Raw genomic sequence first — 19659 nt, 5'->3', positions numbered from 1 at the left:
TTAGTCTTTGATATCAAGAGTTGTTGGGATAAATTCTTCATCATAGATAAGATTGCCTGCAATTACATCATAGCCTTGTCTGATGTCATCGCTCATATATACGCTGTAGTTGTATGCTGCCATGCGCTTAAGCTGCAAAACAAAGTCTTTGCTAAAAAGAATATTGTCTTTGTGCGCTGGATTTGGTTGCAAATTTAGCCCCAAATTTAGCTGGAGCTCATCTCTAAGATAGGATTCTATAGCTTCGTTTTTCCCTAAGTCTAGATGATGCCAAATCTTAGCATAAGATTCTTTGAGTGCTTTTCCGCCTTTTCTTGCGAATCCGTCTATGTCTATCACATCATCCATTATGGTTTGTGGCGTGTTTTTGGCGGTGGATTTCCCTAGCTCTAGGTGATACCAAATCTTGGCATAGGCTTCTTTGATAGTCTTGCGTTTGCTGCCATCTAAGAGGGCAAAATTGACTTTGTCGTTTATGAGGCTTTTTAGGGTGTTTTTGAGGGTGGCGATGTTGGATTCCATTATTTTAGATTCTGCTATTTTGGATTCCATTATTTTAGATTCTGATGCGATAGAATCTTTTAGTATTGTCATATAGGCTTTGTTATCGGCAGAATCTAGGCGAGATAGAAAAGTCGCATCATCAAGGATGATGACAAAAGGATGCTTCATATCAAGCGAGCGGGATGATAAAGAGGAGGCCGAGGTAGAGATGTGGGAGGTGGTCTTTTAGGTATTGTTTGGAGTAGATTTTGCGGAGGGAGGGGTCGATGGATTTCATATTTTTGCTAATCAAAAATCCTGCGCAATACTCTTGCTCGTGGCTAGTGGCAGAATCTAGCGGGGTAGAATCTAGGGTGGTAGAATCTAGGGTGGCAGAATCTAGCGCGTCTTGGTGTGTGGCGGTGGATTCTAGTTTGGCAGAATCTAGGGCGCTGGATTTTTGTGATGCGGATTCTAGCGAGCTAGATTTTAGTGAATTAGATTCTAGCGTGGCGGATTCTAGATTGCCAAATCTCTCTGTGCTAAATCTTTGTAAATGCTCTATGCTAAATCCTGCGCCAAGTCCTGCAAGTCCTAGAATGCTTAGGTCTTTTAGTGCTTTGCGTCTAGAATCTAGGATATGGGCGGCTGTGTGGTGTGGATTTTGGTGCGGGCTGGTTTGGTGTGGATTCTGGTGCAAATTGTTTTGATGCAGATTGCGTTTGTGGTGTTTCATGGGTTGCCTTTGGGTTAAAGTTTGTGTAGGGATGGGGTGTGGATTTGTGTGCCAAAAGCGCGTAAAACAAGCACACAAATCAAGCACGCAAAATATTGCAACCCAGATTCTAGCAAATGTTAGTAAAGTATTACATAAGTTTTGCGCGGTCCATGCACGCCAAAGACGGTTTGCAGCTCGATATCCGCTGTGCGCGAAGGTCCAGCGACAAAGATAATATTTGTCGGCAGATAGTTAGAATCCCCGCTGCGTTTGCGCTCATAAGCCTTTGCAAACTCAATCCCTGCAAAAAGATGCTGAACGATATTTTCTTTTGGCAGCAGATAAATGCAAGTGTTTGTGATAAGCGAGCTTAGGCGTGGCGCGTCTTTATTCGCACTAAGGCATAAAATCCCCAAATCCGCAACCCCGCAACGCGCCTGCACGATAGAAGTATCGATATTGAAAAGCTGATGTCTTATCTCATCTACACTTTTTGTGTATGGTATGAAATCCGCGCCGCTTAATTTCGCAGAATCCACATCAATATCAGCATTATAAAGCACCTCTTTTGCCTCATTTTCGCGCAAAATCTCTGCAATCGTGGCGGGCAGATTTTCTTTGCTAGATTCTACGATGATGCCCTTGTTGTTGCTGTGATTTGTCTTAAAAGTCTCAAGCAATTCGCCCTCAATCTTTATCGCGCCCTCAAAGCGCGGTGCTGGGTTTGGGATATGCGTATTTTTGCTGATAGAAGTTCTTAGCCTTCCTAGAATCTCATCTCTTGCGGTATTTGCTGTGCTATTCATAAATCACCCCTTGCATTTTTGAAACTTTTGCATGTAGCCCGCCGCTGATTTGCGGGAATTCGCGGTATTTCACCCAGTTTTTGATAAGCGGTAAATATGGCGCGACAAATTTGCCTAAAAATCCAAGAGCCCCAACCATACGCATTGTAAAGCGCCATTTTCCCGGACTTGTAGCTATGACTGCAAATTGCTTCATTTGACTGATTTCTGCGGGATTTTGCGTGCTGCCATCATTGCCTGCGACTGTTTTGCGCCCTTGCCCCACGCGCTCACTGCGCAAATCGCGGATTAGATCCGCTAGCGGAATCTCAACCGGGCAAACCTCCGAGCAACGCCCACAAAGCGAGCATAAATCAAGCATCGGCGAGCAGGTGTTGATCCCAAAAAGTTGCGGGCTAATCACCTCGCCAATAGGTCCGGGATAGGTGCTAAGATACGCATGCCCGCCGATTTTATCATACACCGGGCAGTGATTTAGACAGCTACCACAGCGGATGCAGCTCATCGCGCGGTAATAATGAGAATCTTGCAGCATATTTGAGCGGTTATTATCAAGTAGCACGATATGCACTTCTTTAGGTCCATCAAGCTCGCCCTCTTTGCGCGGAGAGGTGATGATGTTGTTATAGCAAGTGATAGGCGTGCCAACCGCAGAAGGAGCTAGCAAACTATCCAAAATCGCAGCATCTTCAAAGCTTTCAACCACCTTTTCAATCCCACAAATTGCGACATGAATATCTGGCGCAGTGGTGCTCATACGCCCATTTCCTTCATTTTCCATAAGCCATATCGCGCCCTCATTTGCGATGCCAAAATTCACCCCACTAAGCCCCATTTTAAAGCCTTCAAACTCCCTACGCATATAAGTTCGCGCAATGCCATTAAGCTTTTCTGGCTCGGATTCTAGAGGCGTGTCTGGGATTTTTTTGTGAAAAAGTTCGCCGATTTCATAGCGGTTTTTATGAATCGCTGGCACGACGATATGCACTGGCGTCTCGCCTAGTAGCTGTAAAATCAGCTCGCCCAAATCTGTCTCTATAGCCTGCAAACCTTTGGATTCTAGGTAGTGGTTGAAGTGGATTTCTTCGCTAGCCATCGACTTGCCTTTGAGAATCTTTGTCGCGCCTTTTTCTTTCATGATGCTATAGATTATCTCATTTGCTTCATTGCTATTGCGCGCCCAATGCACTTTCATACCATTGCGCGTGGCGTTTTTCTCAAAAGTCTCTAGCACCTCATCAAGCTTGCGTAGGTTTTTTTGTTTGAGCTCCCTGCCTTTATCGCGTAAGGCTTGCCAGTCGATAAATCGCGCGTTTATAAGCTTCTTGCGATTCCCGCGCAGGGTATCCATCGCATTTAGCAGGTTTGTGCGTAGTTGCTTGTTGTTTAGCCCTTCATTGATGGCTTCGTGGTATTCTTGCTTAAGTTCTTTGCCTGTTGGCTGGCTATGTGTAGCACTCATTTTTCCTCCTTTAGAATCTACTTAATCTACTTAGAATCCGCAATGCCAATGCGCGTGGCAAGGAAATCATAAAGGTGCATATATTTCACGCCCACACCTTGCTTTTTCATCGCACCGCTGATATTTAGCCCGCAGCCCGCATCGCCAGCGATTATGTATTCTACATTGCGCGCTTTGATGTCTGCGATTTTACGACTTACCATTGCGTTTGAAACTTCTGGCTCTTTGACGCTAAATGTCCCGCCAAAGCCGCAGCATTCCTCTTCGCGCTCTAGCTCAACAAGATTTACATTTTTCAAGCTTCGCAAAAGCGTTTTTGCAGAATCTACGCATCTTGCAACGCGCAGTGCGTGGCAATTGCTATGCCAAGTGATAGAAACAGGCGCGCCCTTGTCTTCGTAGTTTGCGCCGATTTTGATTAGGTATTCGCTTAGCTCATAGATTCTGGAGCAAAACTTGCGCGCGCGCTCCTCATGCTCTGTGCCTTCAAAAAGCTCGATATAATCAACCCGTAGCATTCCCGTGCATGAGCCACTTGGCAGGATGATAGGAATATCTTGCTCAAAAAGATTCATATTATGCAGGGCGACTTTTTTGGTTTCCTCATAATAGCCAGAGTTGAAAGTTGGCTGTCCGCAACAGGTTTGGTCTTTTTTGAATATCACTTCAACGCCGGCGTTTTGTAGTAGTTTGATAGCGTTGATACAGGTATCAGCGCAGGCGGCGGTGCCTATGCAAGTAGAAAAGAAATAGACTTTTTTGCTTGGGTTTTGCGTGTTGTGCGTTTGCATGTTTTGCTTCTCCATGTTTTTGCTTTTGGTGTTTTGCCTTTTGATGCTTTGTTTTGGCTTGGTTTTTGACTTTTGGGGCGCGCGCTTTTGAGTTTAATGTTAGCGCATTTTTGCGCGCCTCGACTAAAAAATCTTTTATTTTTATATGGATTTTGGTGGCAAAATGTATTCTTAAAGAGAAGATAATTTTGATAAGCGTGCGCATTATTGAATATTTTGCGCGTTTTAGATTCTGGTGATTTTGCCTTATTTTGAGGATTTGATAAGTTTTGGCGCTTGGATTCTGGTTTGCTTTTGGCGTGATATTTGGCGGGATTTTGGCGCGTTTGGATTCTGCGATGCGTATCGTTACAAAATTACTATTTTTAAGCTTTTTTAAGATTTGCAAGGTGTTGTGAGGGCAGTGGCGCTAGATTTGTCAAAGCTTAAAAACTTCGCGCAAAAATATGAAAAATTTGCAAATACATATTGTGTTTGTTAATTTTTTATGCTAGAATCCGCCGGTTAAAAAGCAGAATCTACCACAGGCAAAATTTGGCGCAAAAGCAGAATCTGGCGAAAGCAGAATCTGCCAAAAAGCAAAATTTGGAAGGCTATCTCCCAAAATTTTCAAAGGCTATGGCTTTTTAAAGCCATTTTATTAATGTATAAGGACAGCGCGAAATGATAGAGCTTCAAGACATTACCAAAATCTACCCCAATGGATTCCAAGCCATCTACCCGCTAAATCTGCGCGTGGAAAAAGGCGATATCATGGGCATCATCGGCTATTCTGGTGCTGGCAAAAGCACGCTTATACGCCTTATAAACCGCCTAGAAACGCCAAGCAGCGGCAAAGTGCTCATAAATGGCGAGGATATTTTGGCGCTAAATCAGACAGAACTGCAAAAGCGCCGCCAAAAAATCGGCATGATTTTCCAGCATTTCAATCTCCTTTCATCGCGCGATGTGTTTGGCAATGTCGCCTATGCGCTAGAAATAGCTGGCTGGGAGAGGAGCGCTATAAAATCGCGCGTGTATGAGCTGCTAGAAATCGTGGGGCTGCATGAAAAAGCGGCATTTTACCCAAGTCAGCTAAGCGGCGGGCAAAAGCAGCGTGTGGCTATCGCGCGCGCACTTGCCAACCACCCTGAAATCCTGCTTTGTGATGAAGCGACAAGCGCGCTAGATACCAAAACGACAAAATCAATCCTAGCGCTTCTCAAGCAAATCCAAGCAAATCTAGGGCTTACCATCGTGCTAATCACGCATCAAATCGAAGTCGTGCGCGAGATATGCAACAAAGCTTGCGTGATGAGTGGCGGCAAAATCATCGAGCGCGGGAGCGTGGAGGAGATATTTGCCTCGCCCAAACATGCAGTGACTAGGGAGCTGCTCTCCTATCTGCCAGCACTTAGCGAGCAAGAGGTGCTAAGCCAAAACAAGCATGCTTACAAAATCTCATTTGTCGGCGAACATATCAACGAGCCGCTGATTTCAGAGGTGGTGAAAAAGTTTGGCGTGGATGTGAATATTTTGGCGGGCAATATCGAGCCGCTTAGCACGACGAAGGTGGGGCATTTGTTTGTGGAGTTTGGCAAGGATAAGGCGCTAAATAGCAAGGCGATAGACTACCTAAAATCTAAGGGGCTTTTGGTGGAGTCGCTAGAGGCGGAATCTAGAAATGCGGAATCTGGGGCTTTGGATTTTGGCGCGGATGTCGCAAAAGCAGAATCTAGTGGGCGCGCGGATTCTAAAAATGTGGATTCTAAAAACGCGGATTCTAGCGCAAACCACCAAAGGAGCGCAAAATGAATAAGACAAAAATCACTTTTATAAAAAATATTTTTGGCAGAGGTTTGCTAATCCTTGCTGGCGTGTTTTTGCTGCTGCTTTGTGTCGCGCCATTTTTGCGCGATTTAGATACACTGCAAAGCCATTTGCAAGCACAGTTTGCAAGCGCGCCTGATTTGCAGGATTCTAGTTTGGATACAGAATCTAGCGAGATTAAAAGCGAAGGGAGTGCTGGCATCGGATTTGAAAATGGCGCAAACGCTGTAGATAATGCGTTTAAATCATTTTTGCATGTGGTTGTTTTTGCGTTTAGCGATTTATCGCTTGATGCTAGCAAAAATGCAGAATCCGCCACGCAAGAAAACGCACCAGATTCTAGTTTGCAAGATTCCACCACGCAAAACACACAAGAATCTAGTTTAGCAGAATCCACCGCGCCAGATTCTAGTTTGGTAAATTCCACTGCGCAAGATTCCGGCGACGCCTATTCTCTATCCCAAGAAGCCCAAGCGTTAATTGAGCAGATCGATTACAACTACGACCAAATCTCGCAAGCCACCTACGATACGCTGTATATGGTGTTTTTTGCCATCATTATCGCTGTGATTTTGGGACTGCCGCTTGGCATCGCGCTTAGCATCACCAAAAAGGGCAGAATCTGCGCCAACCCCACGCTAAACGCGATTCTAGGCTCGCTGGCAAATATCGTGCGCTCGTTTCCTTTCATCATCCTTATCATCTTGCTTTTGCCACTTTCTAGGATTTTGGTTGGCACGAGCATCGGCGCGACGGCGGCTATCATCCCGCTAGCCATCGCTGCGATACCTTTCATCGCGCGGCTGTTTGAGGGCGCGCTGGAGGAGATTGACAAAGGGCTCATCGAAGCCACGCTAAGCATGGGCGCTAGCAAAATGCGCGTGGTGGCTATGATGATAGCAGAGGCAAAACCCGGCATCATAAATGCTATCACAATCACCATCATAGGACTTATCGGATACTCCGCGATGGGCGGTGCTGTGGGCGCTGGCGGGCTTGGCGATGTGGCGATACGACTAGGATTCCAAAGCTATCAAAACGACATTTTGATAAACATTTCGCTAGTGATTATAATCCTCGTGCAATTCGTGCAAAGCATCGGCGATATGCTGGTGGCAAAAGCGCGCAAAATGCGCTAGAATCTATTTTATGCTAGAATCTATTTTTGGATTCTGCCTGTTTAGATTCTGCCTTGCCAAAACAAAAACTTCAATCCCAAAAAAGGAGCTTAACATGACATTTTACAAAACATCTTCAGCCACACTGCCCGCTACAAGCGCATTTTCTGCAAAAGAGAGCAAAAGCACACGCATAGCAAACGCCTCAAGCCATTCACACCCCTCGCGCCTGCTAAAACTCGCCCTTGCAAGCTTCCTAAGCATCGCAAGCCTATCAAGTCTAGCTCATGCTAGCGACATCCGCGTGGGCGCTACGCCTGTGCCAGCGGCGGAGATTTTGGAGTTTGCCAAGCCACTTTTGGCAAAAAAGGGCATAAAAATGCAGGTGCAAAGTTTCACCGACTACATCACGCCAAACATCGCGCTAAATGACAAAAACCTAGACGCCACGCTTCACCAGCATAAACCTTTTATGGATAGGCTGGCGCAGGATAGGAAGCTAGACCTTGTGAGTATCGCGCCCATTTATGTTGTGCCGCTTGGATTCTACTCCAAAAAATACAAAACCCTAGAATCCATCCCAAATGGCGCAACCATCGCTATCCCAAACGATCCTACCAACTACTCTAGGGCGCTTATTTTGCTGCATGACAATGGCATCATCACGCTTAAAAATCCGCAGGATTTGGCATGCAAAGAATCAGACATCATCAAAAATCCTAGAAAGTTTAAGTTCAAACCTGTCGATGCAGCGACGCTTCCAAGGGTGCTTGATGGCATCGATGCGGCGGTGGTAAATGCCAACTACGCCTTGCAGGCAAAAATGAGCGTCAAAGAGTCATTTTTCCACGAAAATGAAAAATCCGCGTATATAAATGTGCTTGTCGCGCGCAGTGACAACGCGCAAAGCAAAGAAGTCCAAGCGCTCAAAGAAGTGCTGCTAAGCAAAGAAGTAGCAGACTGGATAGCCAAAAAATACAATGGCGAAATCATCCATATAAATAGCCAAAAATAGCGAGAAAAAGGAGTCATCATGCAAATATTATCGCAAATATCACAAAAAATATCACCCAAAAAAGCATCGAGTTTTTTTGCTAGTTTGGCAGCGTTTGGGCTGGTGCTTAGCGCTAGCTTTGGTGCGCTAAACGCCGCGCCACAAGCGGATTCTAAGGTGGTGGATTCTAAAGCGGCAGAATCCAAAGCAGATTCTAAGGTAGCAGAATCCAAAGCGCAAAAAGAGCTCAAAGTCGGCGCGACGCCCATCCCGCACGCCCAGATTCTGCGATTTGTCGCGCCAATGCTGCAAGAAAAAGGTGTCACGCTAAAAATTGTCGAATTTACCGACTATGTGATGCCAAACCTCGCACTTGCCGAGAAAAGCATCGATGCAAACTTCATGCAGCACAAGCCATTTTTGGATAAAATCAGCAAAGACCGCAACCTTGATTTACTAAGCATCGCGCAAATCCACATCGAGCCAATCGGCGGGTATTCCGCGCGCATCAAAGACATCAAAGAGCTAAAAAACGGCGCCACCGTGATGATACCAAACGACCCAACAAATGGCGGGCGCGCGCTGATACTGCTCCACAACAGCGGACTTATCACGCTAAAAGACCCAAACAACCTAAGCGCGACAAGCTCTGACATCATCCAAAATCCCAAAAAGCTGAAAATCAAAGCGCTAGAAGCGGCGCTTTTGCCAAAGGTTTTGAAAGATGCTGACCTTGCTATCATCAATGGAAACTACGCTATGCAGGTAAATCTCACGACCAAAGACGCGCTGATACTAGAGGATTCTCGCTCGCCTTATGCCAACATCCTCGTGGTGCGCAAAGGCGATGAATCCCGCGCGGATATCCAAGCACTAAAAGAGGTGCTACAAAGCGAAGCGACCAAAAAGTTTATCATCGACACCTACAAAGGCGAGGTAATCCCGGCGTTTTAGATTCTGCCATAAACAGAAAATCTATTTTCTTTAATAGATTGCTTCGTCGCTCCACTCCTCGCAATGACGATTTTACAACTCTTTGCATTTTTTCGTCATTGCGAGCGGGCTTGCCTGCGAAGCAATCCATTTTTGCGATACCCAAAAATCGCAAAGATTTAGATTCTGCCATAAACAGAGAATCTATTTTCTTTAATAGATTGCTTCGTCGCTTCACTCCTCGCAATGACGATTTTACAACTCTTTGCATTTTTCCGTCATTGCGAGGGCTTTTTAAGCCCGAAGCAATCCATTTTGCGATGCCCAAAAATCGCAAAGATTTAGATTCTGCCACAAACGAGAATCCGCACTTCTTTTTATAGATTACTAAAGAAACTTCGCCGCTAGCGGCTCGTTTTGCTAAAGAAGCTACGCTTTGCTTCGCCAACGCTCGCAATGACTAATAGAATCTATAGGTCTTTTGTCGCTATAACCCGCTTGCGTTTTTTTGTTTGGCTAGTGCTTCGGATATGGCTGGTTTGTGCCTCGCCACTAAAAAATAGTAAAAATAAACTCAAAGCTATCAATCCTTTTGCCAAACCCTATCGGATTATTTGCATCATAATTTTTCATCCGATAGAGAAACTCCACATTTAAAGGGATAGTTTTGAAAAATGCCAGCCCGAACTCAAAATACGAACCATTGGCTTTGATACTGCGATCGCCATTGCTAGAAAATATCGCCCCACCACCAAGGACAAGCGAAGGGGTAAGCATAGGAGCGACGATATCCGACACTGGCGTATCATAATACAAAAGCCACGGAACCATGTCGCCCAAATGAATATATGTAACAACGCCGAGCGATTTGTGAGCCGCGACGCCGCCCATATCAGAATACATAAAACGCAGGCGCGCGCCCACAGGAATCGCTAGCAAATAATTCACCCCAGCGCTCACGCCGACACTCGCGCCACTTTTGGATTTGGTATCGCCCATGGGGATTTGGTATGTCTCTGAAGTGGCGCCTACATGAAGAGAGATGAGCTGAAATAAATCCCCGCCAATCAATCTCAAAAGATTCTCGTTAGAATCATTATCGCTAATAAATGCTTGCAAATTCCCACCAGCCAGCATAAATAGCGCAAAAATAGCCTTTGCAAATTTTCGTCTCATGGTTTTCCTTTTGTCTTATTTTTTTCTTTTGGTTTTGTTTGATTTTTGTCAAGGCTGATTTTAGCCAATTTCTGATTCTAGTCAAGGCTGATTCTAGACAATGTTGTTTTCAATCTTGCTTGATTTTAGCCAAAATCGTTTTTGTCTTTGCTTGTTTTTGGCTTTTGACTTTTTTGATTTTGATTTCAGCTTTGCTTGATTTTAGCCTTTTTGGTTTTGGCAAATATCAATTTTAGCCAATTTCTGATTCCAGCCAAGACTAATTTTGGTTGAGGCTAATTTTAGTCAAGACTAATTTAATCAAAACTAATTTTAGTCAAAACCGCAACCAGAATCTAATCTTTGAATTTTAACTTTTTTGACTAGTTTTTGGTTTGGTTTATTTTTCTGAAAGAAGCCGACACTTTACTTAAAAATCCGCGATTTACTTAAGAATCTGCGATTTGCTAAAGAATCCGCGATTTACCAGAAAACCCTTCTTTGTCATTGCGAGGATTCGCAGAATCCGAAGCAAAGCGTCAGCTTCTTTAGTAATCTATTTAGTGCATGGTTTTTTGCTTAACTTTGTGGATTGCCGCGCTCGAGCTACGCTCTCGCTCGCAATGACGGAGAAACAAATTTCTTTAGCGAAACGAAGTTTCTTTAGCAAAACAAGCCGCAGGCACAGTTTCTTCAGAAAACGAAGTTTCTTCAGTAATGACAGAAAATATAAGATAGGATATTTTCAAATGGATTACTAAAGAAACTTCGCCGCTAGCGGCTCGTTTTACTAAAGAAGCTGCGCTTTGCTTCGCCTTGTTAGCGCAAGTCTCGCAATGACACGCTCCTTTTGAGTTTGCTCTAGTCGCATTCATCGCCAGCGCATTCATTATCATCATCATAATACCATTTAGAAGAGTCATGCCATTTTGGCGACTTAGATTCTAGTGGCGAGCCGCGAAACATATTTATCTGCTCCGCGTCTTTATTTATCTTCCAAGAATCTAGATTTTGCCTAAAAGACTTTGCGTTTCTAAACATATTTTTCAAGTATTTTGCATTACTCATATCCCAAGATTTTAGCGGCTGATTGAAAGAATGCGCGCTAGCAAACATAAATGTCATATGCGTAACCTTGCTGACATCCCAATTATCAAGTGGCTGGTTGAAAGATTCTGTATAGTCAAACATCCAGCTCATATCTTTTACCTTGCCGACATTCCAAGAGTTTAGCGACTGGTTGAAGGATGTCGCATATGCAAACATCCAATGCATATTTTCTACATTGCTTACATCCCAAGAATCTAGCGGCTGGTTGAAGGATTTTGCATATTCAAACATCCCTTGCATATTTTTGACATTGCTAACATCCCAAGTCTCAATGCCACTAAAATCTTTTCGCTCTCCAGCGGTGCTTTTGCAGTTTGCTCTCTGTGGCGAAAGCCCATCAAATTTTATTTTGTCGCATTCATTGCTAGGCATATCCGCAAACAAAAAGCTCATATCAGTGATTTTGCTGGTATCTATGGTATCTAGTTTGATAGATTCATATCTTAATAGCTTCACGAGTTCACCGCGCGTCTGCGGGTGGTAAATGTGCTTTGATTTGTCGGTGAGTGGATTTGTGCTTGGTTTGTCTGTATCTGCATTGCAAGCGCCAAAGGCTAAGCCAAATGCGGCTATGCTGATAAAGGCTAGGTTTTTTGGATTTGGTATTTTTAGATTTAATTTTTTTAGATTTAACTTTTTGAGATTTGATTTTCCAAAATTTAATTTTTTTAGATTCTGCGCTTCGCTGGCGTTTTTTGGCTGGTTTAGATTCTGCGTCGTGCCCGCGTTTTGCAGCGGTTTTAGCTTTTTTAGATTCTGCATTGTCATTTTTGCTCCTTTGTGGGCGGGTCGCTGCGAGTGTGAAAAATTTGCGATGATATTTGCAGCGAGATTTGCGAAATATTATCACAATGCGCGCGGAGAATCAATAACCGCCAATCAGCGCGCCAAGCGTGACTTAGCGCGCAAAAATCAAAACTGCGAATCAGCGCAGAAAAAAACGCGTGAAGGCTTCTTGCATGCCTTCTTTTATCATCACGCCATGACTTGCGCCCTCTATTTCTATGAATTCTATTTGGCAAGATTCTATCCCGCTGGCTTTGTCGCTGGCTTTCACCTCGCTGGTTTTGTCTCCGCTAGCGCACATATTGTTTTGCAAAATGCTTGCTAGCGTTTTGGCATCTGGTGCGGATTTTTTGCTCGCGGCATTTGTGGTGGCGTTTGCATTTGTTTTGTCGCCTCCTTCGGCACTTCCGCGCATGATGAGTAGCAAATCTGGCATGCGCGCCAAACGCACGCTAGAATCTAGCCACGAACTAGAATCTGCTTTTGTGCTAGAATCTGGCTTGGCACTAGAATCTGCTTGTGTGCTGGCGCCGCCATTCCACCACATAGAGGGCGATATCGCAAAAAAGTGGCTAAAATCCGCCCCACCAATCGCCGTGCCAAGCACAAACACGCCGCCAAAAGAATGCCCAAAAAGCGCGCTTTTGGCGGGGTTTATCGGGTAGCGTTTGGCTATCGCAGGTTTTAGCTCGCTCTCGATGAAGTCTAGAAAATCCTTGTCCCCGCCGCTTTGGTATGCGCTATACATAGTGTTTCTGTCGTTGGCATTTCCATTATTAGTGCTTGCAGAATCCGCTTTGGCTTTTGCGCCAGAATCCGCTTGAGATTCTGCGCCAGATTCTCGCGCTGGCAAATAGTCTCGCACCCTAAGCTCCCTATCAAACGCCAAATCGCTATCATGCCCGATAGCCACGATAAAAGGCGCGCCTTGTGAAGCGTGCGCAAAATCCACGCGCCCAGAATCCAAACCAGAATCCACATTTGCAGAATCCACATCGCGCGCAAAATCCTTAGCATACAAATTGAGCGCGATAGGCAAAAATGCGTTGCCATCGAGCATATACATCGCATCATAGCCGCCCTTTGGCGCGATTTGTCGCATGGCTTTGAGCGATGATTTATGCAGCGTTTTTGGCATGGCGACTTGGATGCGATAGATTCTGCCTGTTTTGCTAGCTCGCATCGTGAAGGCATCGATGTGAAAATACGCGCGCGCCTGCGCATCTAGCGGCGTGATAGTCTGCGAGGGCTTCGCATTTAGCGCGCCAAAGCCACCAAAGCCAAATCCAAAGCCCACCGCCAGCACCAGAATCACCAACGCCACCAGCACCACAAACGCCACTACACCAAGCGCCTTTTTCATATCCAAATCCTTTAAATTTCAAATTTCACAAAGCGATTTTAGCCTCCAAATTCCACAAATTTGACGCCACAGCCTCGCGTTTAGATGCTGCATTTTAGCGATTTTAAAGCAAATTATCGCTACAATCGGGCCTTATTTTCATGATTGAAGGATGCAAAAATGCTAGAAGGAAAGATTAGAGAGAGTATTTCAAAGGCGAATACCAAAGCCTTAAGGAATGATGGTTATCTAATTGCCAATATCTACGCAAAAGGCGTGGAGAACATACATTGCGCGTTTAAGGTAAATGATTTTATCCGCGCGATCAAGGCAAAAGAGACGCTAGTATTCCCTGTAAAAGTTGGCGACAAAACGCTAGATGTAGTCATCCAAGAATACCAAAGAGATCCCGTGTATGGCACGATCTTGCATGTGGATTTGATGGTGGCGCAAAAAGGCGTGGTGTCAAAATACAAAATCCCAGTGAAAACCAAAGGCATAGCCGTAGGGCTCAAAAACAAAGGCGTGCTACTCATCAACAAAAAGCGCGTGAGCGTGAAAGCAGCGCCTGAAAATCTGCCATCATTTTATGAGATCGATGTGAGCGCGCTTGATGTGGGGCAGTCGGTGCTCGTGCGCGACCTGCCTGAAAACAATGGCGTGAAAATCACAGAAAATCAATCTGTGGCTGTTGTAAGCGTAATCAAAGCGAAGTAATTTAAGTGGCTATCAGTGAAAGCGGGCGCGCTGGCATCGAGGTTTTTATCGCTTTGCTTTGATGTTGGCGTGGATTCTGGGCGCGCCGAAAGCCCGCTAGATTCTAGCGCGCTAGAATCTAAAATGCGAGAATCTGAAATTTTAGATTCTAAAAATAGAGATTCTAAGATTTTAGAATCTGAAGTTTTAGCTCCAAAACCGCGCATCGAGTTTGATGCTGATAAATTTATCGACTCGCTAGGCAAACTAGACGCGCTTGAGTTAGATTCTGCTTCTTTGGCGACTTCTGCAAAACCTACCAAAAACCCACAAAACAAATATATGCCAAACAACTCCCCAAAAAATCAAAAAAACGCACCGCGCGCGCAAGATTTTTCCAAAAACGCGCAAAATCCAAAAGATTTGCAGCAAATTTTATCTCAAGTTTTACTCATAGTCGGGCTTGGCAATCCGGGCAGGCAATACGCTGTCAATCGCCACAACATCGGCTTTATGATTATCGATAGGCTTTGCGAGATTTTACGCCTTGAGATGAAGCCCGCCAAAAGCTTTGATTCTGACATCGCCTCTATTGCTAGCAAGCAAATCCACATCCTAAAGCCACAAACTTTTATGAATAACTCGGGGGTCGCTGTGGCAAAGGTGGCGAGGTTTTACAAAATATCGCAGATTCTCGTGCTGCACGATGATATGGATATCTCATTTGGCGCGATAAAATACAAAAATGGCGGCGGCAGCGGCGGGCACAATGGACTAAAATCTATCGATAATATGCTAGGTAGCAATGATTATGTGCGCCTAAGATTTGGTATCGGCAAAGGTGCAGAATCTAGCGCAAACACCCGCGGCGCCGCGGGCGGCGCCGCGGGTGGCGCAGGTAGCGTAGCTAGTGTTGGCAGCGCGGCGGGTGCAGAATCTAGCAAAGTGAATTCTAGCAAAGCGGCTAATCATGATAAAGCCAAAAGCGTGATTTCTTTTGTGCTGGGTGATTTTGACAAGGCGCAGAGCGAGAGCCTGCCTAGCCTTATAGACCACAGCGTGCGCTCGATTTTGTTTTTTATGCAGACGCGCGATTTTCAATCCTTGCAAAACTTTTTCACCCTAGCGCCCGCTAAAAATAATGTCAAAAAATCAAGCACGCAAAATACGCAAGAGGCGGAGAATCTAAACGCGCAGAATCTAAATTTGCCAAATCAAAATCCGGATTCTCAAACCGTGCAAAATATGCAAAATCCGCGCACGCCACAAAATAAAAGCGCGCAAGAAGCGCAAATATCGCAAGGCGCGCAAAATTTGCAGAATCTAGATTCTAGCGCCTTGCAAAAAGTAGATTCTACAAACTTGCAAAACCAGAATCTAAGCGCGCAAACACCCGCGCCAGCACCAACGCAAACCGCACAAACCACCCCAACCACCCACGCACCACGCGAGCACAGCCATGAAGCTTAGATTATTCCTTTTTATCGGCAGATATTATTTGCGCTATTTTGCGGTGATTTTCATCGCGCTTGGGCTGTTTTTTGTCAGCATCGACAGCCTCAAATACATCGATGATTTCGCAGATTCTGCCAACCTTGTGGTGCTATTTTTTGTCTATGATTTTATGTATGCGATGAATTTCACGCTGCCTATCTCGCTGCTCCTTTCCATGGCGATTTGCTACCTTTCACTCATCAAGTCCAACCAATACACCGCACTCCTAGCGCTTGGCTACTCCAAAGGCGTGCTATTGCGCCCGGTGCTTTGGATAAGCCTTTTTTTCTCATTTGTGTATATCGGGCTAAACGCCACGCCTTTTGCCTACGCGCAGGAGAAGGTGGAGAAATTTTTCGCCAGCGATTCTAGCGCGCCGACTACAGATTTGTTTGTCAAATACAACCAAAGCTATGTGTATTTTGGCTCGATAAACCTCGTGCGCCAGGCGTCTAAAATCCGCGTGTTTGAGCTAAACGATGACAAAAGCGCGCTGAAAAGCTTCGTGCAGGCTAGGCAGGCGTTTTTTGATGATGATTTTTGGATTCTGCAAGATGCGATATCTCAAGATATGCCAAACTCTTGGAATCTAGGCGCTAAAGGCGTGCGCGCCAAAACCTCGCCAAAGCTTCCGATACTAAAAGATTTCAACCCCAAAGTGCTTGATTCTTTCTCTCAAGCAAAGCCATCTATCTCAATCATTGACGCGATAGATTCTCTGCGCCTTTTGAAAGCGCAAAAAATCAGCAGCGAGAAAATCCGCGCCGTGCTATATGCGCTTATCTTAGTCCCGCTGTTTGTGCCATTTGTGGCGATTATTTTGGCGTATTACACGCCAAGCCTCGCGCGCTATGGGAATCTATATTTGCTAGGCTTTGGATTTATCGTGTTTTCGCTGCTTGTGTGGGGGATGTTTTTCGCGCTTAGCCAGTTTTCTATCACAGGCATCGTTTTCCCAGAAGTGGGCGTGGTGCTACCATTTGCGCTGCTTATTGGCGTGTCTTTGTGGTATTATGCGAGGCTAAATAAGCGGGCGTAAATAAAAGCGCGCCAAACAAAAAGGCGAGAAAAGGAGCAAAATGGGAGCAAAAATCATCTACAACCTAAAAGGCATCAGCAGGATGCTAACCCCGCGCGCATTCACCCAGCCGCTGCTAAAGCATAAGATTGAAAGCATTTTCAAGCTAGATGATAAGACGCTAGAATCCATAGCCTCGCGCGTGGCGCACTATCATAAGATAAATGAGCGCTTTGAGATAGCGCCTTTTGTGGATTCTGGGCGCGATAATAACGCGGGGGATTCTGCGCCATCTGCGCCCTTTGTGTCCTCGCGTCAGCGCTTAGGTTTGGCAAACCCGCACTTTGGACTACTCAAAGACAATAAGCTAAGCAAAGAGCATTCAAGCGTGTATTTCTACGACTCGTATGAATGGACGCGCTATTTTCCAGGCGATTATCGCTGGTATTATGAGTTTGGCGATGTGAATTACTACCTAACCGCGCCCACCATCACCAAAACGCGCCCGATAGATGCGCGCGCGGATTCTGACAAACTGGACTCTAATGCTTTAGATTTTAGTGCGCGAGAATCCAATCACGCAAAATCTCATCTAGATTCTAGCTTGCCAGAATCTAGCGCTTCAGATTCTGCCAGCCAAAATTACAGCCCCCCCCTCACAGCATCAAAACAGCCCAAAACAGCATCATTTTGCAGCTAGACAAAAATCGCCATTTTAGCTTCATCCATGACCCCATAGCCTTTGAAGACAAAAAGGATATTTTATTTTTCCGCGGCGCGTGCCCGCAAAAGCATAGAAGCGATTTTTTGCAAAAATATTTCGCGCATCCGCTTTGTGATCTAGGCCATACCGGCGGGAGTAGCGAGCATCCAGCATACACCAAGCCAAAGATTTCTAAAGCAAATCATTTGGGCTATAAATTTTTGCTAAGTCTTGAAGGCAATGATGTCGCGAGCAACCTAAAATGGGTGCTTGCAAGCAATTCGCTCTGCGTGATGCCTACGCCAAAATATGAGAGCTGGTTTATGGAGGAGAAGCTTTTGCCAAATGTGCATTATGCGCATATTAGCGATGATTATGAGAATGTGGAGGCGGTGCTGGAGTTTTTCATCAAGCATCCAAAAGATGCCAAAGACATCGTGCATAACGCGCATGAATACTGCGCGAGATTTCGCAACCCGCGCATAGAAGCCGCCTGCAACCTGCTCGTGCTTCGCAAATACTTCTACCTAAGCGCGCAAGGCGAACTCACAAGCGCAGAAAAATCCCTGCTGGGATTGTAGGCGCTTGGCTTACTAGCTTGATATTGCCTGCATTTTTGATAGATTCTGGGCAGCAATTTTGCTAGAATCTATCAAAGTCAAAATCTGCTAAAAATCAGAATCTACTAAAAATAGAGGAGTAAAAGATGGCGCATTTTAGTGCGCCATACAAGAGAGACAAGAGATTGCATGCCGCGCGTGGCGGCTGTATCATAAGGACATCATCAAAGGCTATATCAAAAAGGACATTATAAGGACATCAGTCAAAGGCTATATCAAACTGCTATCAAAGGCTATTGCCAAAGGCAAAAGGCTATCATAAGACTGCTATCAAGGCTATCTCAAAACCATTTTGCCCTTTGGCAAAGCGGCTTGCTGCAAAAAGCAGGGCGGATTACTCCACCTCTTTCCAGTCTTTGATTTTCCCGCTAAAGATGCCTTTTACCGCATCTTTGCTAAGGCTATTGATAGGATTGCTCGGATTTACGATAAGCGCTAGCCCATCGATTGCGAGCACGCGTGGTTTGACGCCTTTTTCTACTTCGCTAGATTTTAGCTCTCGGCTTACCATTCCGATGTCTGCGATGCCCTGTAGCGTGGCATTTACGCCGGTTGTCGAGTCAGATTGCTGCACTTCGATGATGGCTTTTGGATTCTGCGCGATGTAGGCTTCTTTCAGCTTTTCCATAAGCGGCGTTATGGAGCTAGAGCCGGCGATGATGATTTTGCCCTCTGGATTTTTAGGCGTATAAGGCTTGGAATCTAGCGGGATGTAGCCGGCTTTGGTGATAAGCGCTTTTGTCTTATCAGAAGTGGCAAACGCCAAAAAGTCATCAACAAGCGCGTTTTGCTTGGTAGTCACGACGATGAAAGGGCGCGAAATAGTGTATTTTTTGCTGATGATATTTTCCACGCTTGGCGCGACATTGTCGATTTTTATCGCTTTGACGCTGTCATTTAGCGCGCCTAGCGAGACATAGCCGATGGCGTTTTTGTTGCTAGCGATGGTGGTTAGCATGACAGCGGTGGCGTTTGTTATCTCGGCGCGCGGCGAGATGATGTCGATTTTTTTGTCGCCCTTTTTCTCAAAAAGCTCAAAAATCTCGACAAACGCGCCGCGTGTGCCAGAGCCTTCCTCGCGTGATACTGGGTTTATCGAAGCGGCATTGACAGACATGCCAAGCGCGCAAATCCCAAATGCGATAGCGAGCGCTTTTTTTAGGGTAGATTTTACTGCTGGGCGCGTGTTTTGAGGCGCGCTTTGGAGCACCTTTTGGCTTGATTTGTTGGCGGTATCTTGATAATAAAAACGCATAAAAACTCCTTGAAGATTGAAAAATTTAGCGCACTTTGGCGCTAGCGAAATGATAAAAATCGCGCGTAAAAAGTGAAGGCTAGAATGTAAAGATTTTGTAAAAGTTTGGTAAGCGCATTTGCGCGCGAGATTTGCTACAATTTAGAAAAATTTGCAAGCCAATAAAAGCGGATTCTAGTTTGCCTAGAATCTGGTGCAGAATCCAAAAAGTGGATTTTAGTCAATCAACATCCAAAAGCTAAAAAGTAGAGTATATGACAAACGATAAAATACATAAAAATAGAGAATCTAGCGCAGAATCTATTTTTGGCGCGCGCGTAGATTCCAACACAACCCCCACCGCAGAATCTAGCCCCACCACAGAAT

General features: G+C 45.2%; 20 protein-coding genes and 1 pseudogene. 9 read left to right on the top strand and 12 right to left on the bottom strand.

Annotation, left to right across the window (positions count from 1 at the left end; all coding sequences use genetic code 11):
- The 6 genes from BKN38_RS07965 to BKN38_RS12000 all read right to left on the bottom strand — a co-directional run bounded on the left by BKN38_RS07965 (position 1) and on the right by BKN38_RS12000 (position 4873).
- On the bottom strand, positions 1 to 672 hold the full coding sequence (locus tag BKN38_RS07965) for a hypothetical protein (protein ID WP_066457630.1): 672 nt from the start codon (positions 670 to 672) through the stop codon (positions 1 to 3).
- A 1-nt stretch (position 673) separates the two neighbouring features.
- Positions 674 to 1219, bottom strand: a complete 546-nt coding sequence (locus tag BKN38_RS07960) for a hypothetical protein (protein ID WP_066457631.1) — start codon at positions 1217 to 1219, stop codon at positions 674 to 676.
- A gap of 119 nt (positions 1220 to 1338) precedes the next feature.
- Positions 1339 to 2007, bottom strand: coding sequence for a lactate utilization protein C (locus BKN38_RS07955; RefSeq protein WP_066457633.1), 669 nt, complete (start codon positions 2005 to 2007; stop codon positions 1339 to 1341).
- Positions 2000 to 3469, bottom strand: coding sequence for a LutB/LldF family L-lactate oxidation iron-sulfur protein (locus tag BKN38_RS07950; protein ID WP_066457638.1), 1470 nt, complete (start codon positions 3467 to 3469; stop codon positions 2000 to 2002). The genes BKN38_RS07955 and BKN38_RS07950 overlap by 8 nt, the downstream gene beginning before the upstream one ends.
- Positions 3470 to 3495: 26 nt before the next feature.
- Positions 3496 to 4275 carry a (Fe-S)-binding protein gene (locus BKN38_RS07945; protein WP_256325570.1) on the bottom strand — a complete coding sequence of 260 codons (780 nt, stop codon included), beginning with the start codon at positions 4273 to 4275 and terminating at the stop codon, positions 3496 to 3498.
- A gap of 475 nt (positions 4276 to 4750) precedes the next feature.
- A complete protein-coding gene (locus tag BKN38_RS12000; protein WP_256325569.1) occupies positions 4751 to 4873 on the bottom strand; it encodes a hypothetical protein in 123 nt (40 codons plus the stop codon).
- A 50-nt stretch (positions 4874 to 4923) separates the two neighbouring features.
- Between BKN38_RS12000 and BKN38_RS07935 the strand changes: the two are divergent.
- The 4 genes and pseudogenes from BKN38_RS07935 to BKN38_RS07920 form a co-directional block, all read left to right on the top strand.
- Positions 4924 to 5907 (top strand): annotated as a pseudogene (locus BKN38_RS07935) (methionine ABC transporter ATP-binding protein); the annotation flags it as partial.
- 701 nt (positions 5908 to 6608) lie between these two features.
- Entirely contained in the window at positions 6609 to 7208 is a 600-nt protein-coding gene (locus BKN38_RS07930) for an ABC transporter permease subunit (RefSeq protein ID WP_066456390.1), read from the top strand.
- A gap of 94 nt (positions 7209 to 7302) precedes the next feature.
- A complete protein-coding gene (locus BKN38_RS07925; RefSeq protein ID WP_158655961.1) occupies positions 7303 to 8202 on the top strand; it encodes a MetQ/NlpA family ABC transporter substrate-binding protein in 900 nt (299 codons plus the stop codon).
- 18 nt (positions 8203 to 8220) lie between these two features.
- Positions 8221 to 9135, top strand: coding sequence for a MetQ/NlpA family ABC transporter substrate-binding protein (locus tag BKN38_RS07920; RefSeq protein WP_082942581.1), 915 nt, complete (start codon positions 8221 to 8223; stop codon positions 9133 to 9135).
- On the opposite strand, the gene BKN38_RS10710 is transcribed toward BKN38_RS07920, so the two are convergent.
- The 5 genes from BKN38_RS10710 to BKN38_RS07900 all read right to left on the bottom strand — a co-directional run bounded on the left by BKN38_RS10710 (position 9095) and on the right by BKN38_RS07900 (position 13528).
- Complete coding sequence (locus BKN38_RS10710) at positions 9095 to 9385, bottom strand: hypothetical protein (RefSeq protein WP_143000251.1); 291 nt, start codon at positions 9383 to 9385, stop codon at positions 9095 to 9097. The two genes, BKN38_RS07920 and BKN38_RS10710, sit on opposite strands and share 41 nt — an antisense overlap.
- Positions 9386 to 9666: 281 nt before the next feature.
- The gene (locus BKN38_RS07910) at positions 9667 to 10290 is read right to left on the bottom strand and encodes a hypothetical protein (RefSeq protein ID WP_066456370.1); all 624 of its coding nucleotides are present in this window, start codon (positions 10288 to 10290) and stop codon (positions 9667 to 9669) included.
- Between the two features lie 623 nt (positions 10291 to 10913).
- Positions 10914 to 11168, bottom strand: coding sequence for a hypothetical protein (locus BKN38_RS10705; protein WP_143000250.1), 255 nt, complete (start codon positions 11166 to 11168; stop codon positions 10914 to 10916).
- Positions 11131 to 12147 (bottom strand): BspA family leucine-rich repeat surface protein, encoded by a 1017-nt coding sequence (locus BKN38_RS07905; protein ID WP_070957775.1) that lies wholly within the window; start codon positions 12145 to 12147, stop codon positions 11131 to 11133. The genes BKN38_RS10705 and BKN38_RS07905 overlap by 38 nt, the downstream gene beginning before the upstream one ends.
- Before the next feature lie 157 nt (positions 12148 to 12304).
- A complete protein-coding gene (locus BKN38_RS07900; protein ID WP_066456364.1) occupies positions 12305 to 13528 on the bottom strand; it encodes an alpha/beta hydrolase in 1224 nt (407 codons plus the stop codon).
- 159 nt (positions 13529 to 13687) lie between these two features.
- Between BKN38_RS07900 and BKN38_RS07895 the strand changes: the two genes are divergently transcribed.
- Genes BKN38_RS07895 through BKN38_RS07875 form a run of 5 tightly spaced genes read left to right on the top strand, consistent with a single transcriptional unit; the run spans position 13688 to position 17999 of the window.
- Positions 13688 to 14224: a 50S ribosomal protein L25/general stress protein Ctc gene (locus tag BKN38_RS07895; protein WP_066456362.1), complete on the top strand. Its 537-nt coding sequence runs from the start codon at positions 13688 to 13690 to the stop codon at positions 14222 to 14224.
- 15 nt (positions 14225 to 14239) lie between these two features.
- Positions 14240 to 15673, top strand: coding sequence for an aminoacyl-tRNA hydrolase (gene pth / locus BKN38_RS07890; protein ID WP_066456360.1), 1434 nt, complete (start codon positions 14240 to 14242; stop codon positions 15671 to 15673).
- Positions 15663 to 16736 carry an LptF/LptG family permease gene (locus BKN38_RS07885; RefSeq protein WP_066456358.1) on the top strand — a complete coding sequence of 358 codons (1074 nt, stop codon included), beginning with the start codon at positions 15663 to 15665 and terminating at the stop codon, positions 16734 to 16736. The genes pth and BKN38_RS07885 overlap by 11 nt, the downstream gene beginning before the upstream one ends.
- 40 nt (positions 16737 to 16776) lie before the next feature.
- Positions 16777 to 17415, top strand: a complete 639-nt coding sequence (locus BKN38_RS07880; protein WP_070957774.1) for a hypothetical protein — start codon at positions 16777 to 16779, stop codon at positions 17413 to 17415.
- Positions 17406 to 17999, top strand: coding sequence for a glycosyl transferase family 90 (locus BKN38_RS07875; protein WP_070957773.1), 594 nt, complete (start codon positions 17406 to 17408; stop codon positions 17997 to 17999). Before BKN38_RS07880 ends, BKN38_RS07875 begins: the two co-directional genes overlap by 10 nt.
- A 373-nt stretch (positions 18000 to 18372) precedes the next feature.
- Here BKN38_RS07875 and BKN38_RS07870 read toward each other — a convergent pair whose 3' ends face one another.
- The gene (locus BKN38_RS07870; RefSeq protein ID WP_082942580.1) at positions 18373 to 19293 is read right to left on the bottom strand and encodes a substrate-binding domain-containing protein; all 921 of its coding nucleotides are present in this window, start codon (positions 19291 to 19293) and stop codon (positions 18373 to 18375) included.
- Between the last annotated feature and the right edge of the window lie 366 nt (positions 19294 to 19659).

The sequence above is a fragment of the Helicobacter sp. CLO-3 genome (genome assembly GCF_001854545.1).
Classification (GTDB): domain Bacteria; phylum Campylobacterota; class Campylobacteria; order Campylobacterales; family Helicobacteraceae; genus Helicobacter_B.
This window is presented reverse-complemented; position numbering and strand designations above follow the sequence as displayed.